This is a genomic window from Bacteroides sp. HF-162 (genome assembly GCF_015679285.1).
In the GTDB taxonomy this organism is placed as follows: domain Bacteria; phylum Bacteroidota; class Bacteroidia; order Bacteroidales; family Bacteroidaceae; genus Bacteroides; species Bacteroides uniformis.
Map to the genome: position 1 here is coordinate 3,937,139 of NZ_CP064937.1, position 22,745 is coordinate 3,959,883.

A 22,745-nucleotide genomic window follows, 5' to 3' on the forward strand; every position below is an offset into this window, starting at 1 on the left:
AGCTAAATCATAAATCTGAAATATATGAAATCAATCAAAGAACTCTACCGCATCGGTACCGGTCCATCCAGCAGCCACACTATGGGGCCGCGCAAGGCAGCTCAGATATTCCTGGAAAGGCATCCCGAAGCAGCCGCATTCCAAGTAACCCTGTACGGAAGCCTCGCCGCTACCGGCAAGGGACACATGACCAATGTTGCCATCACCGAGACACTGCAACCCGCAGCACCGGTAGAAATAATCTGGGAACCCAAAATATTCCTGCCCTTCCATCCCAACGGCATGAAATTCGTCTCTTTGGACAGCGAAGGCAAGGAGACCGACCAATGGACCGTATTCAGTGTCGGAGGCGGTGCCCTGGCAGAAGAGAATGACGGAGCATCATCCGTAAACACTCCGGATGTATACAAAATGAACAGTATGACCGAAATACTACAATGGTGTGAACGTACCGGAAAAAGTTACTGGGAGTACGTCAAGGAATGCGAGGAAAGCGACATTTGGGATTACCTGCAGGAGGTATGGAAAACCATGCAGGCTGCCGTAAAACGGGGATTGGATAGTGAAGGAGTCCTGCCTGGCCCTCTGAATCTGCGCCGAAAGGCTTCTACCTATTATATACGTGCCAGTGGCTACAAGGCTTCCCTCCAGTCGCGCGGACTGGTATTTGCCTATGCCTTGGCAGTAAGTGAAGAAAATGCGTCAGGTGGGGTCATTGTCACTGCACCTACCTGCGGTTCGTGTGGCATTGTACCGGCAGTGCTCTATCATCTGCAAAAAAGCCGGGAATTCAGCGACACACGCATACTCCGTGCCCTTGCCACAGCCGGACTGATAGGAAACATCGTGAAGACCAACGCTTCTATTTCGGGAGCGGAAGCCGGATGCCAGGCAGAGGTAGGTGTAGCATGTTCCATGGCATCAGCCGCAGCCAACCAATTGTTTGGAGGTAGTCCGGCACAAATAGAATATGCCGCCGAAATGGGATTGGAGCATCATTTGGGTATGACCTGCGACCCGGTTTGCGGACTGGTACAAATCCCGTGCATCGAACGTAATGCCTACGCCGCCGCACGCGCCTTGGATGCCAACCTTTACTCCTCCTTCACCGACGGCATGCACCGCGTGTCATTCGACAAAGTGGTGGAAGTCATGAAAGAAACCGGAAACGACCTGCCCTCCCTCTACAAAGAAACCAGCGAAGGAGGACTGGCGAAGGATTATAAGCCAATGTAGTTAGAGATTAGGGATAAAGGATTAAGGGGTCAATATGATTGCCCCCCCTAATTCTTTATCCCCTCATCCCTAATCAAGTTTTACCGGCCAATGCGTATCATCCCTATTACCGCTCACATCTTTTGTCTGCAGCAGGCCGCCTTCTTCCGAATAGAACAATTGATACTCTGCATTTCCCTTTTCAACTTCAATGACAAACTGCATAGGCACTACCGGATACTCCAAAAGAACAATCTCCTCTATCTTCCAGCCGGCATACTCACTGGCGCTGAAAGAGGTCTGTACTGTTCCCGGAAGATTATTCCAAAGCAATTCGGTTTCCGTCAGTTGCCATTCCGCCTGATTATTGAACCATACATCCTTTTCCTGCCCATCCACTTTACAATCTGCAACGAAATAGCCCCCTTTCTGTTCCCATTCCACATGGATTGCGGAAGGGTATTTGGACTTCAATGCTTGTGACATTGCTTCGGGCACTTTGACATCATCCTTGTCGTCATCATCACTGCATGCACCAAGTGCCAAGGCGGCGATGAACATCATCGCCAACATTTGAATCTTCATTCTCATCATTTCTCTATAAGGTTTAAGTTAATAGCTACCGGAGAATCAGTCGTCCATGCTGACGAACTTTCCCTTTTTGTTGAACTTCAAAGAGTAGTCATTACCTAGTTCAATTTCCACGCCGGTACGTCCGCGTTCGATTTTAGTAATAATCTCTCTCGGGAAGTTAGCCTTCACATACTCCTTTACCGGAACCGGAATCAATGCTTCGGGAACAGCGGACTTCTTGCAATCCACTTCCAACCAATTTCCTTTCTTGTCGAAGTCTATTTCCGTACGGTCTGTCAACAGCACTTCATATTTTTTAGTCTGCAATATTTCACTTTCAATCTTGATGTGTGAAATGTGCGGTTTCGAGAAATACTGGTTGATAAAATTGCGTGCCGTCAGCGGAAGCTGCTTGGTATCCTGAGTGATGACATCACCGGCAAAGGCAAACTGAACAGCTACAAGAGCCAACACAAGAATAGACAATACTTTCTTCATAATCGTTATTTTTTAATGTTACTAATAAATTTCATATTATTCACATTGCAAATAACGGTAGAGAATTAGGAAAGATTTAGGAATAACCGCAGTTAACAGTAAATTTTACTTTCTTTAACCAGACGAAAGGTATGCATACCGTCCTGCCATTCATACGTGAGCTTCAATGAAGACGACAACGCAATGGAACGCGCTATGGCAAGCCCCAGTCCGGTGGAGTCCTTCTTGCCATCCATGCCATGATAGAAACGCCGGAACAACTTCTCTCCATCCAAAGGGGCATCCCCCGTATTCCTGATGACCAGAGAAGCGGGAGTAGTAAACACCTGCAACTCTCCCCCTTCCCTATTGTGCAGCAACGAGTTCTTCACAAGATTGGAAACCAGTATTTGCGCCAGCGAATGGTTGCAACGGATGATAAAAGGCTGCTCCTCCCGTTTTCGTATCAGTCTCACCTGCTTATGTTCATAGATATCCATCAGGTCGGGCAAGAGTTCATCCAATATCTCATCCACCGAGACATCCTCCATCTCGGTATACTGCCCGTTCTCTATACGGGAAAGCAACAGCAGGGACTTGTTCAGTTTTACGGCACGCCCCAGCGTGGCATATATCTCGTCCAGCTGCTCCATTTGCTGTTCCGTCATCCCTTCACTCTCAGCCAGCAGCTCCACTTTTCCCCTCACGATGGCAAGCGGTGTCTGCAACTCATGCGAGGCATTCTCGATGAACTGCTTCTGCTCCTCGTATGCCTTGTAGCTGCGGTTGCCCATATCCAATGCAGCATCGCTCAGCTGGCGGAACTCCCGTATCTTCGTCGGGTTGTCCAATGGAGGCACCTCCTTGCCGGGCTGAATGCAGTGCAGCCAGTCAAGCAACCTATGTAACGGACGGAACACTCCCTTCAGCACCAACTGGATGCCGATGGAAGTACAGATGAGAAACAACAGGAACAGCGCTCCCAGATACCAAAGCATAGCCTCCACCATGTCATCCCGCTCCAAAATGGAAATCATCAGTTTCAACTCATAATATTGCCCGTCGGGCATACGGAAAGCGGTACACATGACACGTACCGGTTCGTCTTCATCCTCCAGTTCGATATAAACCGTAGCATCATAGAACACTTGTCTGTAATGCCGCCCTTCCTCTTCGGATATAGGGGTGAACTTATAGAAAGACATCAACGAGCCTTCCGTTTCGAGTATCGAGGGGTCGTGAAGCGCACTCTCCATCAATATCTCACCGTAATTCTCCAACGTATCGTCCGTCTCATCCACCACCTCGTCAATGATTGCGTAATAGAACAGCACACCCCACACTGCCATCAACAGAAACAGCAGCAATGCAAGTTTGCGGTAGGTGTAGCTCAGCAGCTTCATAGTTCGGAGAGTTTGTAGCCGAATCCATAGACAGCCTTTAATTCTATGGTAGCCTCAGCTTGTTTCAATTTCTTACGCAGATTCTTCACTTGCGAGTAGATAAAATCCAACGAATCCGCCTGGTCTATATTGTCTCCCCACACCGACTCGGCAAGGCTCATTTTATTGATGACCCGGCCGGGGTTGACTACAAAATAATAGAGCAGGTCGAACTCCTTGCGGTTCAGCTGCAAGGGTTTTCCGTTTATCTCTACCTGCCGTTTGTCGGGGTAGAGCAAAAGATTTCCAAGGGTGACGGTCACATCTCCCTTCGCCTGCCGCCGACGTATCAATGACTTGACACGTGCATTGAGTTCTGCCAGATGGAAAGGCTTTGTAAGGTAATCGTCGGCTCCCAGTTCCAGCCCGTCCACCTTGTCGTCCAGCGAGTCTTTGGCCGAGATAATAAGCACACTGTCACTGCGATGCAGCCGTTTCAGCTCACGCAGCAAGTCCAGACCGCTCCCGCCAGGCAACATGATATCCAGCAGAATGCAGTCGTAATCGTAGTCATTGATTTTATCCAATGCCGAAAAATAGTCGGCAGCGGTCTCTACAACAAACTTTTCTTTCAAGAGCGAAGTGCGGATGGTTTCCCGCAAATCTTGCTCATCTTCTACAATCAGGATTTTCATACCGGCAAAGATGGTCTATAAAACTGGAAACAATCTGGAAAACTATCCACTAATCAATGCTGTCTGTCTGATAATCCTCCATCAGTTCTTCTTTTGCCATGGAGATTTTCCCGTCAGCCGTAATGGTCAGTCTGATGGGAACATAAAGGTCGGATTGCGGATAGCAGACGCTGGCCGCGTATATGATTCCTTGCGGAGTGGTCTTGTCATAGACCAGCCCCTCAAGAATAGAGTACTTCATGAACTTGGCATCCACCAACGAAGCAAAATTATCTTTGGTGAACACTTTATCCACCACCTGCTTCCCGCCGCACGTGATGCGCAAGGTGATACGGTTATCCACAAATTTCTCCCCCTGCTCGTTTTTCACTATCGGCAGAGATTCATCCGGCCGGCGCACTACAGAAGACTGATACTCTTTTCCCTTATACGTAAAGGATGTTTTTACATCAGACACCTGCATGCGCTGTGGGCCGGCAATTTCTGTACTATCCTGCATCAATACCTGCGTACCGTCTTTCTTATTCTTGTCTTGCGACGAACAAGCAGTGAAGAAGATGACCGATGCACACACTAAAATATAGACTATATTCTTCATCGTTCTGTTTTTTAGTAGTTGACCGGACAAAAATAGTACAAATTGAATGCAATAGAAAATTTATTTTCTTTTAGATTCCATTTTTGCTTTTCTATCCTGCACTTTCTTGCTGTATGCAGCATATTGTTCTTCCGTCATAATCTTCCGGAGTTGTGAATCATAAGCAATACGGGCAGTCTTCATCTCTTCACGCTTCTTTTCCATCTCCGCTTTTTTCTGCGCGCGTTGCTCATCCGTCAATTGATGGCGCTTGCCATCTCTCTTATGATGCTTGTGTGCTTTGGCACGATGCATCGGCATATCTCCCATTTTCTCAACCAATGCTAGATTTGCCTCCAGCAGTTGTTGTTTCTGCGTATCGTTCAAGGAGTACTCTTTCACCATCCGTTCCGTCATGCGCTCGGCACGGACTTTCGGTTCGGGCATTTTATCACTGTGGCGGGCATGTTGTGCCATTGCCATGCCACCCATCAGGAAGGCGACCATCCATATCAGAACTATTCTTTTCATCATTTTTCTCTTTTTTTAATTAATACCTTATGTTAGTTATACCTATTGTGTTGCAACGTATCTATGACAAAAACAAAAGCAGGAAGTTTAACCGCAACTTCCCGCTTTAACATAATAAATGAGGTTGAAAAGAATATTAAGGTTCGTCCAAATACTGTACGATAAGGCTCACCTGCTTCGGCATGAATGTCCGTGTCCTTACATTGTAGCCGGTATGCGCCAAGGCTTCATACAGCTCGTGATTCCGTTTTATCCACCGCGTCAGGGTGCGGATGGCGCAACGTGCAGTAGCATTGGGGCAATAGAGGCATGCCAAATCTTTCTTTTTATAAGTCGTGATACGAAAGCCATTTTCTGTTTCCATAGCAGTTTGTCTGATTTTTAAATGATTGATGTAAAGATACGATATTCAAAAGGCGAAGTCAAGTATTTCAAGGAGAATATGAACCTTTTTCTGAGAAAGTTCATATTCTCCTTATTTACAGAATGTTTATCCTAACGGATTTTCTCCCTGGTCGCCATCGGAACCGCCGCCATCCGGATTTAGTTTGGAGCTACCCCCACCAGAAACGGTGCCGTTGCCCGACCAATCCATCTTCTCTACACTGGCACGAGTCAGCATATCCTTAAAGTAGAAGCCCGGAGTGAAGATAATCTTGCGGCGATAAATCGTGCTTGCCTTCACATCTTCCAGCTTGTCCTGGCTCTTGGCGTTGATGCCGGGACGGAAACAGCCGAACTCACCCAGCTGTACCGAAAATCCCTTGTTGATATCCATATTCAAGGTGTCGATCAATCCGTCCAGCACCAGCTTCACCACACCGCGAGGCGCCATGCCTATCTTGGAAACCTCGTCGCATAAATCCTTAAAACCGACCACACCCAAAGTTTTCATCTGCGTCACGTACTTTTCCGTTTTTGTCTCGTCAAAACCGAATACTCTCTTTTTTACTTCATAATTCAAAGCCATAGTTTTTTAATTTTAAGTTGATTAATAAAAGTCGGTCTTGTTCGCTCGTCAGTCTGCAAAACCAGTTTCTTTGTGACCACGATGCAAAGATACAACGGGCAGAAAACGGGGTGGTGCTTTAACGGAGGTTTAAGGAGGTTTTCGTAGGATAAAAAAGGATATTGGAGGAGGAGAAAGGAGCTGATAAACAAGGAGTAAAAAAACTTTGAGAAATATTATCGGAGATGCTTCTTTCATTCAGTTTATCAGCTCTAACTTTACCTTTATGGCTGGGGGGTATACTTGATGAATTATTTTTCTTCAGAGACTTGTGCAGGGCTGATGCCAAGAGCTATACGGAAACCGCCATATTCATCACGATACGTTCCCATATCGTAATCAATGTAGGACACACGGCACCCTTTGGCTGTTCCTCCCCAACTTCCACCACGCAGTACATGGCGGAAATAGAGATGTGTCCCCTCAAAAGGCCAGCCCGAATGGACGGACTTGCCATTTTGTTCGTATTCCTTGGTATATAAATCCTCACACCACTCCCACACATTTCCACTCATGTCGTATAGTCCCAATTCATTTGGCTGCTTCATACCAACCGGATGCGTAGTGCCTTTATCTCCGGATTTGTTTTTCTGATAATTGTCAATATACCAGGCAACCTTGTCTATATGATGGCTGCCACTATACTTATATCCTTTGCTCTGCCTGCCGCCACGGGCAGCATATTCCCATTCCACCTCGGTGGGCAGACGAAAAGGTTGCTTCGTGAGGATACTCAATTTGGTGACAAATACCTGTGCATCGTTCCAACTTACACCTTCCACCGGACAATCATCGCATCCGGTATTAAAGGAAGGATTGTGTTCGCTACCGATTACGGCATTCCACAATCTTTGAGTCACTTCATATTTTCCTATATAGAAAGAATCCACTTTCTCTTCATGTACCGGTTTTTCATTCTCTTCGCAATCCTTTCCCTGCTCCTTTGTACCTCCCATCATGAAGGTTCCGCCTTCCACCAGAACCATTTCAAAGTTTTCACCGTTTACGGTAAAAGTTTTGGTCAGATTTGGTTCTTGTTCGGATTTGTCGGGGGTACATGCCATTGCACAACTCAGCACAAAAGCAAGCATCAGATTGTTTATTCCGTTGATATTTAAAAAAAAATTCCGCATAAGCCTTTATCTCTAACTTTAGTAAACTGCTTATTACTATCTTTAATGGATATTCTATCACAACTCAAATATACGGAATTATTTTTAAAATTTATTCCGATACTGAAAAATCATTTCAGATGCTCCCTGTCTAAATACTACAATATACCTCATTAGCAAAACATGTGCCTGATATGTACCCGTTTACCGGATTAAACTTAAATTCCCGGTTCCCTATTAACAATTCTCTTTTTCCGCATAGACGCCAATCCCCATATAACACAAATCCAAATAGACAGCATAAAAAAGTTCAGGTTCTTTTCTCTCTGAATTTGCGCTTGCAAACTCCAAACTCTTTTTTCCGAAAAACGGATAGTGGTAGTTTCGTGAACCGACAGGACATAGGGCAATGTACCTTCCACATGAAATACATTGACTTTCATCTGTCTTTATAGGGTTCTCCGACGCAATGGCATGTGTCGGGCACTCCTCGACACATTTTTTACAATCAATGCATGTGTCGTCCCCCGTAGGATAAAGCGGAACTTGCAGTATATCCCGATAAAGTCTGCTGCCCCTAATATTTATATCCGGTATCGCACTCGTATCCGTAATGCCCGATAGAAGCTGCCATGACTTGCAACCGAAATCATCGACTATACGGTTGTCTTCCATATCGGGACGTTCGGATGCGACATTTCTGAATACTGAGTGTCGGGCAATGAATGCGGCGGCAGACACGATTCTAAACCCGTTGGCAGTCAGCAAATCTTTAAGCTCGACAAGCATATCTTCATAATCTCTGTTCCCATAGGAGCAAACGATAATGGCAGGAGAACCGTCTCCCTTAACTCGTAAAAGCTGTTGTGAAGCTCTATTTTCTTGAATCCGGCTTCCGTCCAATCCTGCAAATATCTCTTCGACGGATTGGTTCGCGGCCATATTCAACGTATGGTAAATTTCTTCTCCATGTTCTGTAAGCTTTTACGAACTCCATACGATTGTCGTTCGTTGCCTTCTCCCTATATATGTATTCTTTCGCCTCCAGCTTTTTCAATATGCGGGATAACAGCCCTTTATCCATATTGAGCTCACGGGATATGTCCTTTGCATTTCGATTCGGATGCAAATACACATCTTGAATTTTACCTCTTTCTGGCATACACCACACTCGGCCCCATCCCATGCCTCATCAGTACCCCTTCTTCTATAAACCTATTCAAATCGACAACCGCCTGCTTATAACTACGTCCTGCCAGCCGTGCATACTGGGAACGATTGATGCAGGGATATTGCTGCAAATATTCATCCAGCAACTGCCAGCGCTGCTCCACGCCCAACGCCTCATCGGCAGACGAAGCAGGCGCCGATGCCGATTGCGGACAACGCTCCAACTGCATCTTTCCTTTTAAATCTTTATAGAACTCCCTGCCCAGACGGAAATTCAAACCGCGCAAAGCGATGGAAGCGGCACGAAGCTCTTTCTTGTCCGTCGCCTGGCAGGTACAACTCAAAGAGGGGGTGAAGTAACCCAGTTCGCCCAGCTCCACCGTCCAGCCATTGGCAAGGCAGTCGCGCAACTCGTCCATAAAGCCTGCCATCGCTCCTTCCAGCAGGCTGCGGCTGAGACCGGTGAAAAGATGTACACGCTCGATAAATTCCTTGCGGTCGATGGTGCCCTTGGGGACAAAGCGGGCATAAAGGGATTGTTGCTCGCCGGTCTGGCGGACGTCGGGTTTCTCGAAAAGGTCGTAATACGCACTCATATATATTCTGTTTTTAAATGGTTCTGTAATTCCGTTTTTTCTTCTTCCCTGGCATTAAGGAGAAGAAATGCTATTCTTTAATCGTTCCACCATGGAGAAAATATCATTCCACCACGGAAGAAAAATCGTTCCACCATGGTGGAACGATTTTTCCCACACGATGGAACGATTTAATAGTAGCATACAAATATACTAATCGAAAGGAGGGAAAGCAAAAAAATTCCCATAAAAAACATATCTTTACGCCGGAAATGAAACATATAAAAAACACACACCAAACTCACTTTAGAGTCATGAAGAAAATATATCCCAAAGAATGGTTGGAACTGCATCCTTACAAGCAGACAAACAGCGTTGACCAGTACTACGTCGGCATTGCAAACGAAATCCACAAAAGACTTTATTCTTCAACGATAGCCGACGCCTTCGAAGAAGAGGAAAACATACGCTATACAAGCCTCTGCCTCGCCGCATGGTTTGAGGACGTCATCTCCCAGACCGGCATCTGGCAGGCATTCACTGCCGAGTGCCGGAAGCGATACGGAAGCTATCTGCCCTTCTACCCCATCAAAGGCGATTATTTTCCGGATGAAATCAATCTGGAGGACATACGCTTTCTGCTTTGGCACCATATACAATATCTATGCCGGGGAATAAGCGCCATCAACCCCGAGAATCCCGGAATAGAGCAGACTGCACAAAAGATATACGGACTGCTTGCAGAGGAATACGAAACCGCTCCCGAAAATGAAAGGATGCAGGAATTTCTATACCACTCTGCCATGGAAGAAGAAGACTTCTTCCGCTACCGGGAGATACTGGATTGGTTTCACTACCAATGCTACTTCAACATCGAAAATGTCGCCCAATACCGGGACGAAGCTGAACGGTTGCTGGATGATGAAAAGATTACTCCCGAAATGGCAGAGACCCTCATATATGCCACACGCACCTCACTGACGTTCAAAGGGCGCCGCAACCTGCTGTCGCTGACCTCACCGGAATGGCTGGCTCTCATCGGAAAAGCCCATCCCGAACATCAGCTTTGGGGCAAGGTGAAGGCACGGGAAAACAGTTGCTATCTGCTGGAGAAAGAAGACGGCGAGTATCTGTATGTCAGAGATTTGTGTAGTGAAGACAAAGGCGAATTCAAGATAACCAAGAAGTCCTTGAACCTCTCAGCTATCCGTAGCAGAGAAGTAGGGAAAAGCACCCTTATCTGCGAACTGATTTATTTTGGCAATGCATGGTGGCAGTGCGGCATGCTTCTCGAAAACAAGTACGACCAGAAAATAGCGGAATATGTGGACGACTTGACGAAACAGAAAGAAAAAACGAATGAAAAGGCTACATTCCATGATTTCATAAAAGCATCCGGCGGGAAATCTTTTGTATTCTGCCAATCGCAAGAGGAAATCTCTGATTTTCTGCTGAACAAGATGGGATACGGCTTGAAAGAAGACCTGAACATACCACGCATACATACAGAAACCGGAGCCATGCTGATGGCCAACCCGCACACCGGCCTACATATCCAATTCAAGCTGTGCGAATGCATCAAATCTCCGGACAACCCCAATTATAATAAGGAGGAAGCAGAGAAAAACGCCATTATGTTCATCGTCAACCCAGACATTATCCCCTACCAATTGAGTTGCATCCTGCAAGACGAAGGCATGCTTCCGGATGCTTATCTGAACAGTTTGCAAGGAAAAGAATACGGGCAAGAGTTCATACGCAAGAATGCACACTTCCTGACTGATTATTTCCATTATCGGTGTCGGGAGAAAGACTTTGATTAGTTGAAAATGGGGGTGAATACCACTTTTGACACATTTCCAACTACCAATTATCATAGTGCTTTCCAGAACTTCTGAAAATCCTTATACCGTCCGTAGCACACTAACTGGTCGCCGGCTTGTATCTGGTCATTTTCCGGCAGTTCGTTCAATACATTGTGTTCCACATACGAGATGCCCAGGCAATTCTTCAAAGTCTCGGCACGTTTCAAGGCGAGCATCTTCAGGCCAAACTCCTTATCGAGATTCAATTCGTTGGCATAATAGCCAATGAACTTGTCCGGAACAGTGAACTTGACTACATAATAATCCGGTGCCACGCGGAAGGTCTCCATATCGGCACCGAATTCCAGCAACCGTACCAGTCCGCGTGCGGCATCCTCCTCGGGAGTAAGAATGCGTTCCAGCTCAAAGGCCTCGAGCACGGAACGGTGGACAGCGTCAATGGCGCGGGCATAGATATGCTGCACCTTCTTCTGCTTCAGCAAAGCCACTACACGGATGGATGCACCGAAATTCTCGCCGATGGCAACAATCACCACGTCCACACTGTTCAGCGGCAACACGGACAGCGCTTGCTCGTCCGTCGCATCGATGACAAAGGCTGTAGCAATCTTTTCCTTCAGACTATCTACCCGACCGGCGCTCACGTCCGCACCTATCACTTCGTGTCCCAATGCAGAAAGCTCTTCTGCCAGCACGTGACCATAATTCCCTAAACCGATAATAATATACTTCATCTTATTTAATTGATTATAATCTGACCACTCGGATACTGATACTTCGTATGCTTCTTCTGCTTGATGATGCCAAGCATCAGCGTAATCAGTCCCACACGCCCCACAAACATCAGCAGTGCCACCAGCAGCTTGCTGTCGTCTCCCAACTGCGGGGTAAGGTTCAAACTGGACCCCACCGTGCTCAATGCCGACACACACTCGAAGGTAATGGCCAAAAGCGACGCACCCGGCTCCAGAATGCTGATGATGAAAATAAACAGCAACAAGACGCCGAACGACATCACCACCGTGGCATTGGAACGACGGATAGAATCGTGTGACAGCTCACGACCAAACACCTCTACCCGTTCCGTGCCGCGCAACACAGCCACCAGATTCAGCACCACTACCGCAAAGGCATTTACCTTGATACCGCCTGCCGTAGACTGGGAGCCGCCTCCCACCCACATCAGAAACAGATAAATGAGCAATGTCTGTACCCCCAAGCCGGCCAAGTCCACACTGGTAAAGCCTGCCGTACGGGGACACGTGGCATTGAAAAACGCCTGCGTCCACTTGTCTGCCACCGACATGCCGGCAAAAGCGGCATTCCACTCAAAGACAGCAATGCCCACCGTGCCCAGCACCAACAGCAGGAAGGTGACTATCAGTACAATCTTTGTATTCAGGTTGTACAGATGGTAAAAACGCCTGCCATCCCAATGCCACGTACGCAGGAAGTGCCACAGACGACGCAGATGGTAAAGAATAATATCCTTGAAATTCACCAGGATGGGGAAACCGATACCCCCCAAAATAATCAGCAGAGATATATAGATGAAGAACGGGTTGTGCCCCGTCATCACCAACGGATTGCCCAGATTTCCGGGCAACGTGGAGAATCCCGCATTGCAGAAAGCGGAAATGGCATGAAAAGCGGAAAAAGCCAGCTCTTCCTGAAGGTCCATCCCCATCGTCCCGTGGATGTCTCCCCAGATGGCAAGCATCCCTATTCCTTCAATCACCAGCGTAAAGGCCAGAATATAGACCAGGGTGGAGAGCAGGGAATTCAAGGAATTGGAACTCACCATGTCGCGCACCACTAACTGATTGTACAATGAGGTATTACCCATGAAGAACATGGCAAAAAAGCTCGTCAGTGTCATCACTCCCAGACCGCCTATCTGAATCAGCAGAATGATTACCACAAAACCGGTCGGGGTAAAAGTGGACGCCACATCGACAGACGTCAGCCCCGTGACGCACACCGCACTGGTGGATATGAATAGCGAGTCGACCCACGATATGCCGTTCACCGTGCAGCGCGGCAACATCAACAACCCCGTGCCTATCATTATGATTATCAGAAAGCTGGCAGCCAAAATAAGCGAAGGGTTCGTACGCCGCCCCAGCAACCGTACCAGCCCGTTGGAAAGGCTGAAAAAGGAAAACACCAGCAGCAGGACAAGGTGATAGGCCTTGCCATGCAGAAATTCCCAGAACTGCAAGATGGCGCCCTCCTCCTCCGGACGATGGAAAATGACCGGAATAAGGGTCAGATAGAGCAGAATGGTCAGTATCCAAGTGAGCTTACTGAACGTGCGACGGGTATCCTTGTATTCCAGCAAAATGCGCAGAGTGACGTCTGCCAGAAAAACAATCCACACCCCATGATACAAGCGCTGGAGCTGATGCGCCTCGACCTCTGAAATCGTAAAGCCATGCTCATAGACCACGCCGACAATCAGCAGGATGGAGGCCAAATAAGTGATGGAAGTCATTACTCCCACTGTCATCCGTACGTAAGGGTGAATCCATTTATTTTGATACAAAAGGAATTTATGATAAATCTTCATAAATGCATCGATTAATGAAACGCGGCAAACTTAGACAAATATACCTTGATATACAAAAAACAAAAGGAAAAAGAAATTGGTTCAAAAATAATAGCTACATTTGGGCATTGAATTATTAATAATTTTAACCACTATGAGCAACAAAAAGAAAAGATTCATTCTCCCGGAAGAGGAAATTCCACAATACTGGTATAACATACAAGCCGATATGGTGAAGAAGCCCATGCCACCGCTTCACCCCGGCACCAAGCAACCGCTGAAAGCAGAAGACTTGTATCCTATCTTTGCCGAGGAACTCTGCCGCCAGGAATTGAATCAGACCGACGCGTGGATTGAAATCCCCGAAGAGGTCCGCGAAATGTACAAATACTACCGCAGCACTCCGCTGGTGCGCGCTTATGGATTGGAGAAAGCACTCGGCACACCGGCACATATCTACTTCAAGAACGAGAGCGTCAGCCCGATGGGCTCGCACAAGCTGAACTCCGCCATCCCGCAGGCGTACTATTGCAAGCAGGAAGGAGTGACCAACGTGACCACCGAGACCGGTGCCGGACAATGGGGAGCTTCCCTGGCATATGCCGCCCGCCTCTTCGGACTGGAAGCCGCTGTCTATCAGGTAAAAATCAGTTACGAGCAAAAGCCCTACCGCCGCAGCATCATGCAGACATTCGGTGCGCAGGTTACCCCGTCTCCCTCCATGTCTACCCGCGCCGGAAAAGATATACTGACCGCCCATCCCAACTATCAGGGCTCGCTGGGAACAGCCATTTCCGAAGCTATAGAGCTGGCACAGACCACTCCCAACTGCAAATATACCCTCGGCTCCGTATTGAGCCACGTGGCCCTGCACCAGACCGTCATCGGACTGGAAGCCGAAAAGCAGATGGAAATGGCGGGTGAATATCCCGACACCGTCATCGCCTGCTTCGGAGGAGGTTCCAACTTTGGCGGTATCGCCTTCCCCTTCATGCGCCACAACATCCTCGAAGGAAAGAAAACACGCTTTGTCGCCGCCGAACCTGCCTCATGTCCGAAGCTGACACGCGGCAAATTCCAATACGACTTCGGCGACGAGGCCGGATACACTCCGTTGCTGCCCATGTTTACACTGGGACACAACTTTGCCCCTGCCAATATCCATGCCGGCGGCCTACGCTATCACGGTGCAGGTGTCATCGTATCACAACTGCTGAAAGACGGTTATATGGAAGCGGTGGACATCAAGCAGCTCGAATCATTCGACGCCGGTTGTCTGTTTGCGCAAGCAGAGGGCATCATCCCCGCACCCGAGTCCTGCCATGCCATTGCCGCCACCATCCGCGAAGCGAACAAATGCAAGGAAACGGGTGAAGAGAAGGTGATTCTGTTCAACCTTTCCGGTCACGGACTTATCGACATGGCATCCTACGACAAGTATTTGTCCGGCGATTTAGTGAATTACGAGCTGACGGATGCCGACATCCAGAAGAATCTGGACGAGATAGGCAATCTGGCTTAATAGATATTCGCCATACTGACAAGCGGTTCATAGAGTTTCTCTATGTCCTGCGAGTCCATCTCAATCTGTACCTGGTCCCCCGGAATCAAACGAGTTCCCGTGGGGACCAAGTTTTTTCCATCCCGATGCACATTGATGATGGCGCAACGTTCCGGCAGGGACAGTTCATCCACCAGTTTCCCGTCCAGATAAGAATCCGTCATAATCTCCACTGAAAGCGTATAGCGTTTCTCTTCTTTAAAATCGGGAGCATGAATCATATCTTCATAGAGGGAGACGTTGGAAGGCTTCATTTGCAGAAGTTCCGTAAAATAGTAGGTCAGCCCGCCTACCACCACCGAAGGGTAAAAGACCTCAAAATGCCCTGTAATCTCCGTAATCAGCACAATGGCCGTGAGCGGTGTACGGACCACGGCCACCAGAAAAGCCGACATGGAAACAAGCATGATATAACTGACATTCTCTTGCCCGATGACACCGTACCTCACTCCCACCAGCCCGACAATCTGTCCCAACAGCCCTCCCGTAACCAGCGTCGGAATGAAACTGCCGCCCGGCAATCCGGAAGAGACAGAGAAAACTGAAAAGACAAAATGCAGCAACATGACAGCCGTCACCCACATAATCTGCGTACTGCCGTTCTGCGCCTGGGCCAGCAGAAACTGCTCCCCACCTCCGGTCAGATTGACCTGCATCAGCGAAATGATGTAGGCCACCAGCACCAGATAGAACATCTTGACATACGCCGGAGAACTGACTTTGGCATACACATGCCTGAAAGCATTCACGGTGGAGGAGTAGAACTTCCCGCATACGGAGACAATCACCGCCAATATCAAGAAATACTTCATCTGGACAAAGAAGGCGAAAACCGGTTCCGTTACTTCTATCAGATGGTAAGGATTCACGGGAAAGACCATGCTTGCCACGGCTCCTGCCACAACACCCGCCAGCAAGGTAGTGATGGCCGTCTTAGGGGCATCGAAGCGTTCAATGGATTCTATTACAATGAGCGAGGAAGCCAGTGGCGCTGCAAAAGCCGCAGCGAGCCCCGCTCCCGCCCCGGCTGCCAGCAACTGTTTCCGTTCGCCTTTCAGGATATGAGTCCAACGGGATACCAGGCTACCCACATAGGAGCCTATCTGCACGGAAGGCCCTTCGCGCCCCAAAGACAGCCCCGCCGAGAAGGACAGAATGCCCCCTGCAAACTTGGATACCATCTCGATGAAAGGATGCCGGTAAGTGATGCGCCCGTTAATCACGCCGCGTGTCTGCGGAATACCTCCCCCGCCGATAAGCGGCATTTTCCCCACGAGCCACATGACGAAGACGAGAATGCCCCAAGAAAACAGAAAGAGTGGAATGTGCCAGTACCAGGCCGGATGCGAAGCGAAGAAACCACTGCGGAGGTGGAACAGATAATAGAGAAGATAGTGATAGGGCACAGCGACCAGTCCCGTCAGCAAACCGACGAACATGCTGACGAAATACAGCCGGGCATCCACCAGCTTCAACTTCCAGATATGCCAGCCGCGTACTGTTTTCCAGTTCTTGACCCTCGTCCAAAGACGTTCTGCCTTATCCCATAGTTTCATAACAAAACAACTCCCGTTAACTTGCGCTTTACAACAACAAGCAACGGGAGTTGTTTTATACAGAAACATTATTTACCAAAATCTGTTCTTTGCAGGATTATACTCAAATCCCACGAGCTTCAATTTTCGTACAATGTCCTCTTTCTCTACGTTCATATCCTCACAGAGCGCGTCCAACGAAGGATAGAAATCACGCAGTTTCATGTTGATGAAGCTGTACAGCATCACCGGGTCCTCAGGTAATCTCATAGTTACAATCTTTAAATTTAAACTAATACCAGGGGCAAAATTACAATAAAAAAACAAAATAGAGATAATTTTAGTGTAGAATATACAATCTAACCACCGCAAACGATTGAGGGCCATGTTTACGGAGCTTCCGTCTGCTCTATCTTCAGGGACACCTTCTCGATAATCTTTCCAAGCTCCTCTTCCAGCGGAATCACATTGAAGTCGCTCCAGAAATCGGCGTCATACTTGAAGTCGGTTTCAGAGAAGACGGTATGCACCGGCAACCGTTCCGCACGCGGGAAGCGCGTCACGTTCTCCCCGTCAATCCGGCAGGTCACCATCTCGAACCAGGTATACAGAGTGGGATTACTGAAGAGCATGCGTTTTCTCTTCATCTTGAAGTAAAGGTCGCCACGGATGTGGTGGACATAATAGGTACCGTTCCAGGGTTTGTATGAGACGGTATAGACAAGTTTCTCCGTTGTCAGCCTGATTTTCGGAGCCTGGCGTATCACGAAAAGCCGTGTGGCGGCCTTCACATACCGGGGATGAATCTCGAAGCGGGCACGCAGCAAGGCGCTGTTCTCCGAGTCTATATAGAGTTCTCCGCAGAACAAAGGCTCCTTTACCCCACGTTTCTGCTCAAAATAGACGACGTTGGCAGTACGGTCGTCCACCGATACGATGTCGCCCGAAGTATAGGTATAAAGTTCCTCGCCGGATTCCAGCAAGAGGAAGTCTGGAAGATTCTTCATGATGTCCAACTGCAGACATGCCTCCACCCCGGAGCTGATTTTGGCAAGCACACTGTCCGTCTGCTCCCGGTTATCTATCTTGCTCATCTTGAGCAGTTTCACCTGGTCTTTCTGTCCGGGTTCCATCGTCGGTGATTTGTAGACCTTGAAAACGGCCTCCGTCAGGCTCTGGAACTTGTTCTTCAGTTGTACACCTTCCCGGTAGAAGGTGGTCAGATAGACCGGAGAAGTGGAGTAGTTTCTATCCCTATGTTCTACCATCTCGCGAAGCAGTTTTTTAGGCTCCACCAAGCGGATAAGCACTTCTTGCAAGGAAATGACTTTCGGCTCAAGGCTCAGGACATTGCTGCGTCCTTCCAAAGCAGAGGCTTCCACCGTTTGCCCCACATAACCCAGATGGGAGAAGGAGAGCATGCAGCGCCTCAACGAGTCGGGCAGGTTGAGCCGGAATTCACCGTTCTGGTTGGTAATGTTACCCAGTGAGGTTCCTTGTGCGATGACCGACGCACTGACGACGGGCTCTCCCGTCTCCTTGTCCAGCAGGATTCCGGCAATGGTGGAATATGCCGGTCGGGGCGGCAGGGGTACCGTTTCTTCCATACTCTTCCTTTCTGCCGCCCGTGTTATCAATATATGGTTGCCTAATACCTTCAATTCGAGGTTCCGGCTGCCGGTTATCCTATGAATGGCCTGCCTCACGGAACACTCCTGCTTCCTGACCCTCACCACTGAGTCGTTATGGATGACCTTACTATCATAGATAAACAGATAGCCGGACTGCTCCGAGACTTTCCCCAACAGCGCATAAACCGTTCCCTTCATTCCAGGCAGCCGGACGATGCGGTCCAGCACATCGCCTCCGTCCGCTCTTGCACTGCCTGCCAGGAAGAAAATGAAGAGTGGCAAATGGAGAATGAAGCATTTCATTGAATTCATTGTTCCGACAATATCAATCTATTGCCCTGACGTGTACACTTCAAGTCGAACGTCCAGCATATCAGCTCGGCCACAGACTCCGGGGAGTTATTCGAAAATTCGACCGTCAGCCGCCGTCTGCCCAGGGTTGGCGACGCGGCTTCTATCTGCCAGCCGGCAGACTCCTTATTGATGGCACGCAGCACATCCTCCAGGCACTCGTCCTTGAAACGGATGTTGCTGGTGTAGCGGTCAAAGAGCTCCGGATTCTCCGTCTCGCTGACGAGCAGACTGCCCCCCTGCAAGATAACCGTTTCTCCCGCCTCTACAAAGACCGTCTGTTCCTCTTGTTTCAGCAGCACCTTCACCTTCCCGCGCTTCACGGACAAGCTGAAGGGGAGCCCTTCATTGCTCCTGACATTGAAAGCCGTGCCCAGTACCTCCACACGCACCCTCGCCGTCTCAATCGTAAAAGCCTGCTCGGGTTTCTTTGCCACATCGAAGAAGGCTTCACCCTGCAGGTTCACTTCCCGCTTGTCTTCCGCAAAATGTTCGGGATACTTCAGCGTGCTTTCCTGCGCCAGATATACCACCGAACCGTCTTCAAGGGTCTTGACCAGTGTGGGCTTCTCCCGGTTCTCCTCCGTCAGCAAGCTACGACTGTCCCCACCTTGTTCCGGTACGGCCCACCATGCGGCAAAACATACGATTCCGGCAATCACGGCTGCCGAAACGCTCCCCCACTTGAGGTAAAGCCTGCGGTGCGTTGCCGAAGCGTGTTCCGCATCTGCCGGCAGCAGGCAGTCCGTTTCGAAGCGGGCATAAAGCCGTACCCATGCCTCGTCGGTCCTTGTCTTCTTTTTATCTACTTCCATCATTGTGTCCGGATATAATTATCAATTTCATTTCGTAAGGTTCGGAGTACCTTGGTCATTTCCGCTTCCACCGTCTTGACGGACAACGAAAGCGACAAGGCAATCTCTGCATATTTCTTCCCCTCCATGCGGTGCATCCTGAAAATCTGCTGCCGGCGCCGGGGCTGCTTGTCGAGCGTCGAGCGTATGCCGGATGAGAGTCCGTAGTTCCTCGTACTCCAAATGCGCGTGGGGGTCGGACGAATAGCCCGGCCCGGACTCCGTACGGACAGATGCCCGATAGCGCTCCTTGACCTCCTGATGCTCACAAAACTGCACGGCTTCATTCCTCACAGAACGGTAGAGATAGCTTTTCACGGACTGGAATACTTGTAACCGCTCCCGGTTCTTCCACAGCACGTAGAACAGCTCCTCCACAATTTCCTCGGCAGACGCCGTATCACCCGTGATGCCCGCAGCATACCAGCAAAGAGGGGAATAATACCGGCGGAAGATTCCTTCGAACGCCTTTATATCGCCCTCCTTTATTCTGGCCAGTATCATCAGTTCGTCCAGCATACACGGTGTTTTTTCTCGGTTGCTCCAAATATACGAAAAACTATCAGATAATCAATTGGATTGTTTCCGCAATTTGCTGACTGCATTCTCCAGGGATTCCGTAGGTTCTATGATATTGTAGTTCCTCCAGAAGTCTTCGTTCCAGTACTCATCCACCAGGTCGTAGAATACCTGCTTCCGTTTGAAGGTGTTCTTGTTGGAGATGCCGGAGAGAGGGCTTTCCGTCCTGTCGGTCACCACCATTTCAGAGAAAGCGGTGTAGCTGGAGGAGAACAGCCTTTTTTTCCAGTCGCATTTAAAGCGGATGACATTCCGTATATAGTTCAAGTAAGTCTTGGTCCCCTGCTGCTTGTAGGTCACCAGATAGGCGACTTCCTGCGGGCAGAACCGCAAGCCGACGGGCTTCTTATGCAGAATGGCCTCCACTGCCTTCACCCGGTTTGCCATGTCCAGGCCAAACTCGGCACGTGTAAAGGAAAGCCGTTCGTAGTCTATATACAGTTTCCCGATGAACAAGGCATACATCAGGCTGCCCCGCGGACGGAAGCTGACCACATACTGCATGCGGTTATCCAAATTGACGGGGTCCTCCATACGGAATTCATAATAGTCCACATTGTCCGTGCTCAACAGCGCATCGCCATTCTTCACAATGTCCAGATAAAGGGACAAATTGGGGCCTCCCACCACTTTCACAGCCAGCGTGTCACTCTGCTTTTGGCTCAGCAGGCGGCGGCCTTTCAGCAGCTGCACCTTGTCGCGGTCCACATCGCGGGAGTTATAATCCGTCTTATAGACATCCATCACTGCCTCGGACACGCTGATATAGCGGCGGCGCTTCTGCACGGTTTCCCGATAGAAGGCGGTCAGCATGTTGTCATTGCCAGAATAATTTACTGGAATTTTCTTGATGGCCTCTTCCACTATGACGCGGGGATTATTGCCATAGACCACAATCTCGCTCAAAAGATTGGGAGCCGGTATCATCCAGATGGTCAGCCCGCCCGTTTTTTCAAGTTCTTCCAGAGAGAGGTGTGTAGTGAGATAGCCGATATGGGAGACTTCTAGTCCACGGAAAGCTTCCGTTTCCGCTACCTTCAAGGAGAATGTGCCGTCGGCATTGGTCACCGTTCCGATATTGTTGCCGACAACAGAGACGTTCACGTTTTCGAGTTTCTTCCTGCTGTCCTTGTTCTTGACCGTACCGGTGATGACGAGCTCGTTCACTGCCGCGTCCTGCGCCATCAACGGGGTGATACCCGAAGATAAGAATGCAAACAAACACCCAAGTGTAAATCCTACAAAGTTTTTCATAAGGCATGTTTTTAAGGGGTTTCTATTAATAAGAGCGGTGAGGAAGATAAAACCCTATAGAATGGAGAGAAAAATACAAAAAAAGTAGCACGTTGATAATCAGAGAGAAATTTTGCCAAGACATTGCCATAGGTTTGGCAAAACTTTGCCATGCCTATGGCAAAAGTTTGCCAACGCGGTGGCAAAGTCTTGCCAATAGTAAGGCAAAACCTTGTCAAACTGTTGGCAATAGCTTAGTTGAATTGTTGGGGCTTCCGCTGGCTCAGAATAACGTAGATGATGACCGGCGCACCGATAATGGGCGTGACGGCATTCAAGGGGATAATACCCGCTTCGCCGGGCAAGACGCAAATCAGATTGCAAAGCAGTGCCACTGCACCGCCACTCAGGATGGTGACCGGCAATAGGGAATTGTGATTGGCTGTCCCCAATATCATGCGGGCCACATGCGGCACGGCCAGACCGATAAAAGCGACTGGGCCACAGAAGGCGGTGGTGACAGCCGTCAAGAGCCCGGTGATAATCAAAAGCCAGTTGCGCACACGGCGGATATTTACACCTAGATTTTCGGCATAGCGCTCTCCCAGCAACAAGGCGTTCAGGGGCTTTATCAACAATAATGAGCCGAACAGTCCCACAATGGTGACCAGCGCAAAGGCCGGCATCTGCTGTAGGGAAACTCCACCGAAGTTGCCCAGCCCCCATATCATATAGGACTGCACCCCCTCTGCCGTAGCAAAGAAGTTCAGCAGGGCAATAGCCGAAGAGGCGATGTAACCTATCATGATACCCGTTATCAGCAGCATGATATTGCTCTTTATCAGCGTGGAAAAGAAAAGGATAAGTGCCATAATCAGCATGGCTCCGATAAATGCGCCAAGCAGCACGGAGAAGAAGCCGGACAGACTGAACGCCCCTGCCGTGATGCTGCCGCCAAACAGCAGCATGACGAAGGCCACTCCCAGACTTGCCCCGGCGTTGATGCCCAGAATGGATGGTCCTGCCAGCGGATTCTTGAAAGCCGTCTGTAACATCAGTCCGCAGACAGCCAATGCGCCACCGCAAAGCAGCGCCGTCAGCGCTTGGGGCAAACGGGATTCCCAAAGGATGAAGCTCCAGCTTGCCTTCTCCCCCTCTCCACCGAGCAGGATACGGAAAACATCGGCAGGCGGAATCGAAACCGACCCCACCAGCAGATTGCCCGCAAACAACAATAAGATGACTACTCCCAACCCGATACCATATTTCCAGCCTTTACTCATAGTTACATTATTTAGCACACGGAGGCAC

The 22,745-nt window shown here is 49.0% G+C and carries 23 protein-coding genes and 1 pseudogene; 3 read left to right on the plus strand and 21 right to left on the minus strand.

From position 1 onward, the window contains the following. The first annotated feature begins 24 nt into the window (after nucleotides 1-24). Nucleotides 25-1,236, plus strand: a complete 1,212-nt coding sequence (locus ITJ87_RS16725) for an L-serine ammonia-lyase (protein ID WP_117966895.1) — start codon at nucleotides 25-27, stop codon at nucleotides 1,234-1,236. Between the two features lie 69 nt (nucleotides 1,237-1,305). On the opposite strand, the gene ITJ87_RS16730 is transcribed toward ITJ87_RS16725, so the two are convergent. From ITJ87_RS16730 to ITJ87_RS16780, 12 genes are all read right to left on the minus strand, one after another. Continuing rightward, a complete protein-coding gene (locus tag ITJ87_RS16730; RefSeq protein WP_005831695.1) occupies nucleotides 1,306-1,809 on the minus strand; it encodes a PepSY-like domain-containing protein in 504 nt (167 codons plus the stop codon). Nucleotides 1,810-1,845: 36 nt separating this feature from the next. Next, nucleotides 1,846-2,286 (minus strand): PepSY-like domain-containing protein, encoded by a 441-nt coding sequence (locus tag ITJ87_RS16735; protein ID WP_005831697.1) that lies wholly within the window; start codon nucleotides 2,284-2,286, stop codon nucleotides 1,846-1,848. Nucleotides 2,287-2,378: 92 nt separating this feature from the next. After that, nucleotides 2,379-3,668 carry a HAMP domain-containing sensor histidine kinase gene (locus ITJ87_RS16740; protein ID WP_005831698.1) on the minus strand — a complete coding sequence of 430 codons (1,290 nt, stop codon included), beginning with the start codon at nucleotides 3,666-3,668 and terminating at the stop codon, nucleotides 2,379-2,381. After that, entirely contained in the window at nucleotides 3,665-4,342 is a 678-nt protein-coding gene (locus tag ITJ87_RS16745) for a response regulator transcription factor (protein ID WP_005832639.1), read from the minus strand. Before ITJ87_RS16745 ends, ITJ87_RS16740 begins: the two co-directional genes overlap by 4 nt. A 49-nt stretch (nucleotides 4,343-4,391) precedes the next feature. Further along, nucleotides 4,392-4,940: a DUF4738 domain-containing protein gene (locus ITJ87_RS16750; RefSeq protein WP_005831701.1), complete on the minus strand. Its 549-nt coding sequence runs from the start codon at nucleotides 4,938-4,940 to the stop codon at nucleotides 4,392-4,394. A gap of 60 nt (nucleotides 4,941-5,000) precedes the next feature. Next, complete coding sequence (locus ITJ87_RS16755) at nucleotides 5,001-5,450, minus strand: DUF4890 domain-containing protein (RefSeq protein ID WP_181980925.1); 450 nt, start codon at nucleotides 5,448-5,450, stop codon at nucleotides 5,001-5,003. 136 nt (nucleotides 5,451-5,586) lie between these two features. Continuing rightward, entirely contained in the window at nucleotides 5,587-5,814 is a 228-nt protein-coding gene (locus tag ITJ87_RS16760; protein WP_005831704.1) for a DUF4248 domain-containing protein, read from the minus strand. 126 nt (nucleotides 5,815-5,940) lie between these two features. Then, nucleotides 5,941-6,420, minus strand: a complete 480-nt coding sequence (locus ITJ87_RS16765; RefSeq protein WP_196096298.1) for an HU family DNA-binding protein — start codon at nucleotides 6,418-6,420, stop codon at nucleotides 5,941-5,943. Nucleotides 6,421-6,710: 290 nt separating this feature from the next. After that, complete coding sequence (locus tag ITJ87_RS16770; RefSeq protein WP_370528659.1) at nucleotides 6,711-7,592, minus strand: formylglycine-generating enzyme family protein; 882 nt, start codon at nucleotides 7,590-7,592, stop codon at nucleotides 6,711-6,713. Nucleotides 7,593-7,808: 216 nt separating this feature from the next. Beyond that, nucleotides 7,809-8,513: a 4Fe-4S dicluster domain-containing protein gene (locus tag ITJ87_RS18825; RefSeq protein ID WP_230391781.1), complete on the minus strand. Its 705-nt coding sequence runs from the start codon at nucleotides 8,511-8,513 to the stop codon at nucleotides 7,809-7,811. Then, the gene (locus ITJ87_RS16775; RefSeq protein WP_117976735.1) at nucleotides 8,446-8,757 is read right to left on the minus strand and encodes a helix-turn-helix domain-containing protein; all 312 of its coding nucleotides are present in this window, start codon (nucleotides 8,755-8,757) and stop codon (nucleotides 8,446-8,448) included. Before ITJ87_RS16775 ends, ITJ87_RS18825 begins: the two co-directional genes overlap by 68 nt. Then, nucleotides 8,717-9,337, minus strand: a complete 621-nt coding sequence (locus ITJ87_RS16780; protein WP_117966884.1) for a DsbA family protein — start codon at nucleotides 9,335-9,337, stop codon at nucleotides 8,717-8,719. Before ITJ87_RS16780 ends, ITJ87_RS16775 begins: the two co-directional genes overlap by 41 nt. 293 nt (nucleotides 9,338-9,630) lie before the next feature. On the opposite strand from ITJ87_RS16780, the gene ITJ87_RS16785 reads away from it, so the two are divergent. Next, the gene (locus ITJ87_RS16785) at nucleotides 9,631-11,139 is read left to right on the plus strand and encodes a DUF3843 family protein (RefSeq protein WP_117966881.1); all 1,509 of its coding nucleotides are present in this window, start codon (nucleotides 9,631-9,633) and stop codon (nucleotides 11,137-11,139) included. A 50-nt stretch (nucleotides 11,140-11,189) separates the two neighbouring features. Here ITJ87_RS16785 and ITJ87_RS16790 read toward each other — a convergent pair whose 3' ends face one another. Next, entirely contained in the window at nucleotides 11,190-11,876 is a 687-nt protein-coding gene (locus tag ITJ87_RS16790) for a TrkA family potassium uptake protein (protein ID WP_117966878.1), read from the minus strand. A gap of 5 nt (nucleotides 11,877-11,881) precedes the next feature. Beyond that, nucleotides 11,882-13,711, minus strand: a complete 1,830-nt coding sequence (locus tag ITJ87_RS16795; protein ID WP_117974352.1) for a TrkH family potassium uptake protein — start codon at nucleotides 13,709-13,711, stop codon at nucleotides 11,882-11,884. Nucleotides 13,712-13,844: 133 nt separating this feature from the next. Between ITJ87_RS16795 and ITJ87_RS16800 the strand changes: the two genes are divergently transcribed. Continuing rightward, nucleotides 13,845-15,212, plus strand: a complete 1,368-nt coding sequence (locus ITJ87_RS16800; protein ID WP_117966873.1) for a TrpB-like pyridoxal phosphate-dependent enzyme — start codon at nucleotides 13,845-13,847, stop codon at nucleotides 15,210-15,212. Here the strand turns inward: ITJ87_RS16800 and ITJ87_RS16805 are convergent. The 7 genes and pseudogenes from ITJ87_RS16805 to ITJ87_RS16835 form a co-directional block, all read right to left on the minus strand. Then, nucleotides 15,209-16,807 (minus strand): ClC family H(+)/Cl(-) exchange transporter, encoded by a 1,599-nt coding sequence (locus ITJ87_RS16805; protein ID WP_117966870.1) that lies wholly within the window; start codon nucleotides 16,805-16,807, stop codon nucleotides 15,209-15,211. The two genes, ITJ87_RS16800 and ITJ87_RS16805, sit on opposite strands and share 4 nt — an antisense overlap. A gap of 72 nt (nucleotides 16,808-16,879) precedes the next feature. Beyond that, nucleotides 16,880-17,056, minus strand: a complete 177-nt coding sequence (locus tag ITJ87_RS16810) for a DUF4250 domain-containing protein (protein ID WP_005832662.1) — start codon at nucleotides 17,054-17,056, stop codon at nucleotides 16,880-16,882. Nucleotides 17,057-17,175: 119 nt separating this feature from the next. Next, complete coding sequence (locus ITJ87_RS16815; RefSeq protein WP_117966867.1) at nucleotides 17,176-18,729, minus strand: carboxypeptidase-like regulatory domain-containing protein; 1,554 nt, start codon at nucleotides 18,727-18,729, stop codon at nucleotides 17,176-17,178. Further along, nucleotides 18,726-19,586, minus strand: coding sequence for a FecR family protein (locus ITJ87_RS16820; protein ID WP_117966865.1), 861 nt, complete (start codon nucleotides 19,584-19,586; stop codon nucleotides 18,726-18,728). Before ITJ87_RS16820 ends, ITJ87_RS16815 begins: the two co-directional genes overlap by 4 nt. Further along, nucleotides 19,583-20,141 (minus strand): annotated as a pseudogene (locus ITJ87_RS16825) (RNA polymerase sigma-70 factor). Before ITJ87_RS16825 ends, ITJ87_RS16820 begins: the two are co-directional and overlap by 4 nt. Before the next feature lie 51 nt (nucleotides 20,142-20,192). Further along, nucleotides 20,193-21,455, minus strand: a complete 1,263-nt coding sequence (locus ITJ87_RS16830) for a carboxypeptidase-like regulatory domain-containing protein (protein ID WP_117966862.1) — start codon at nucleotides 21,453-21,455, stop codon at nucleotides 20,193-20,195. Nucleotides 21,456-21,688: 233 nt separating this feature from the next. Beyond that, nucleotides 21,689-22,717 (minus strand): iron ABC transporter permease, encoded by a 1,029-nt coding sequence (locus tag ITJ87_RS16835; protein ID WP_087331922.1) that lies wholly within the window; start codon nucleotides 22,715-22,717, stop codon nucleotides 21,689-21,691. Nucleotides 22,718-22,745 lie beyond the last annotated feature (28 nt).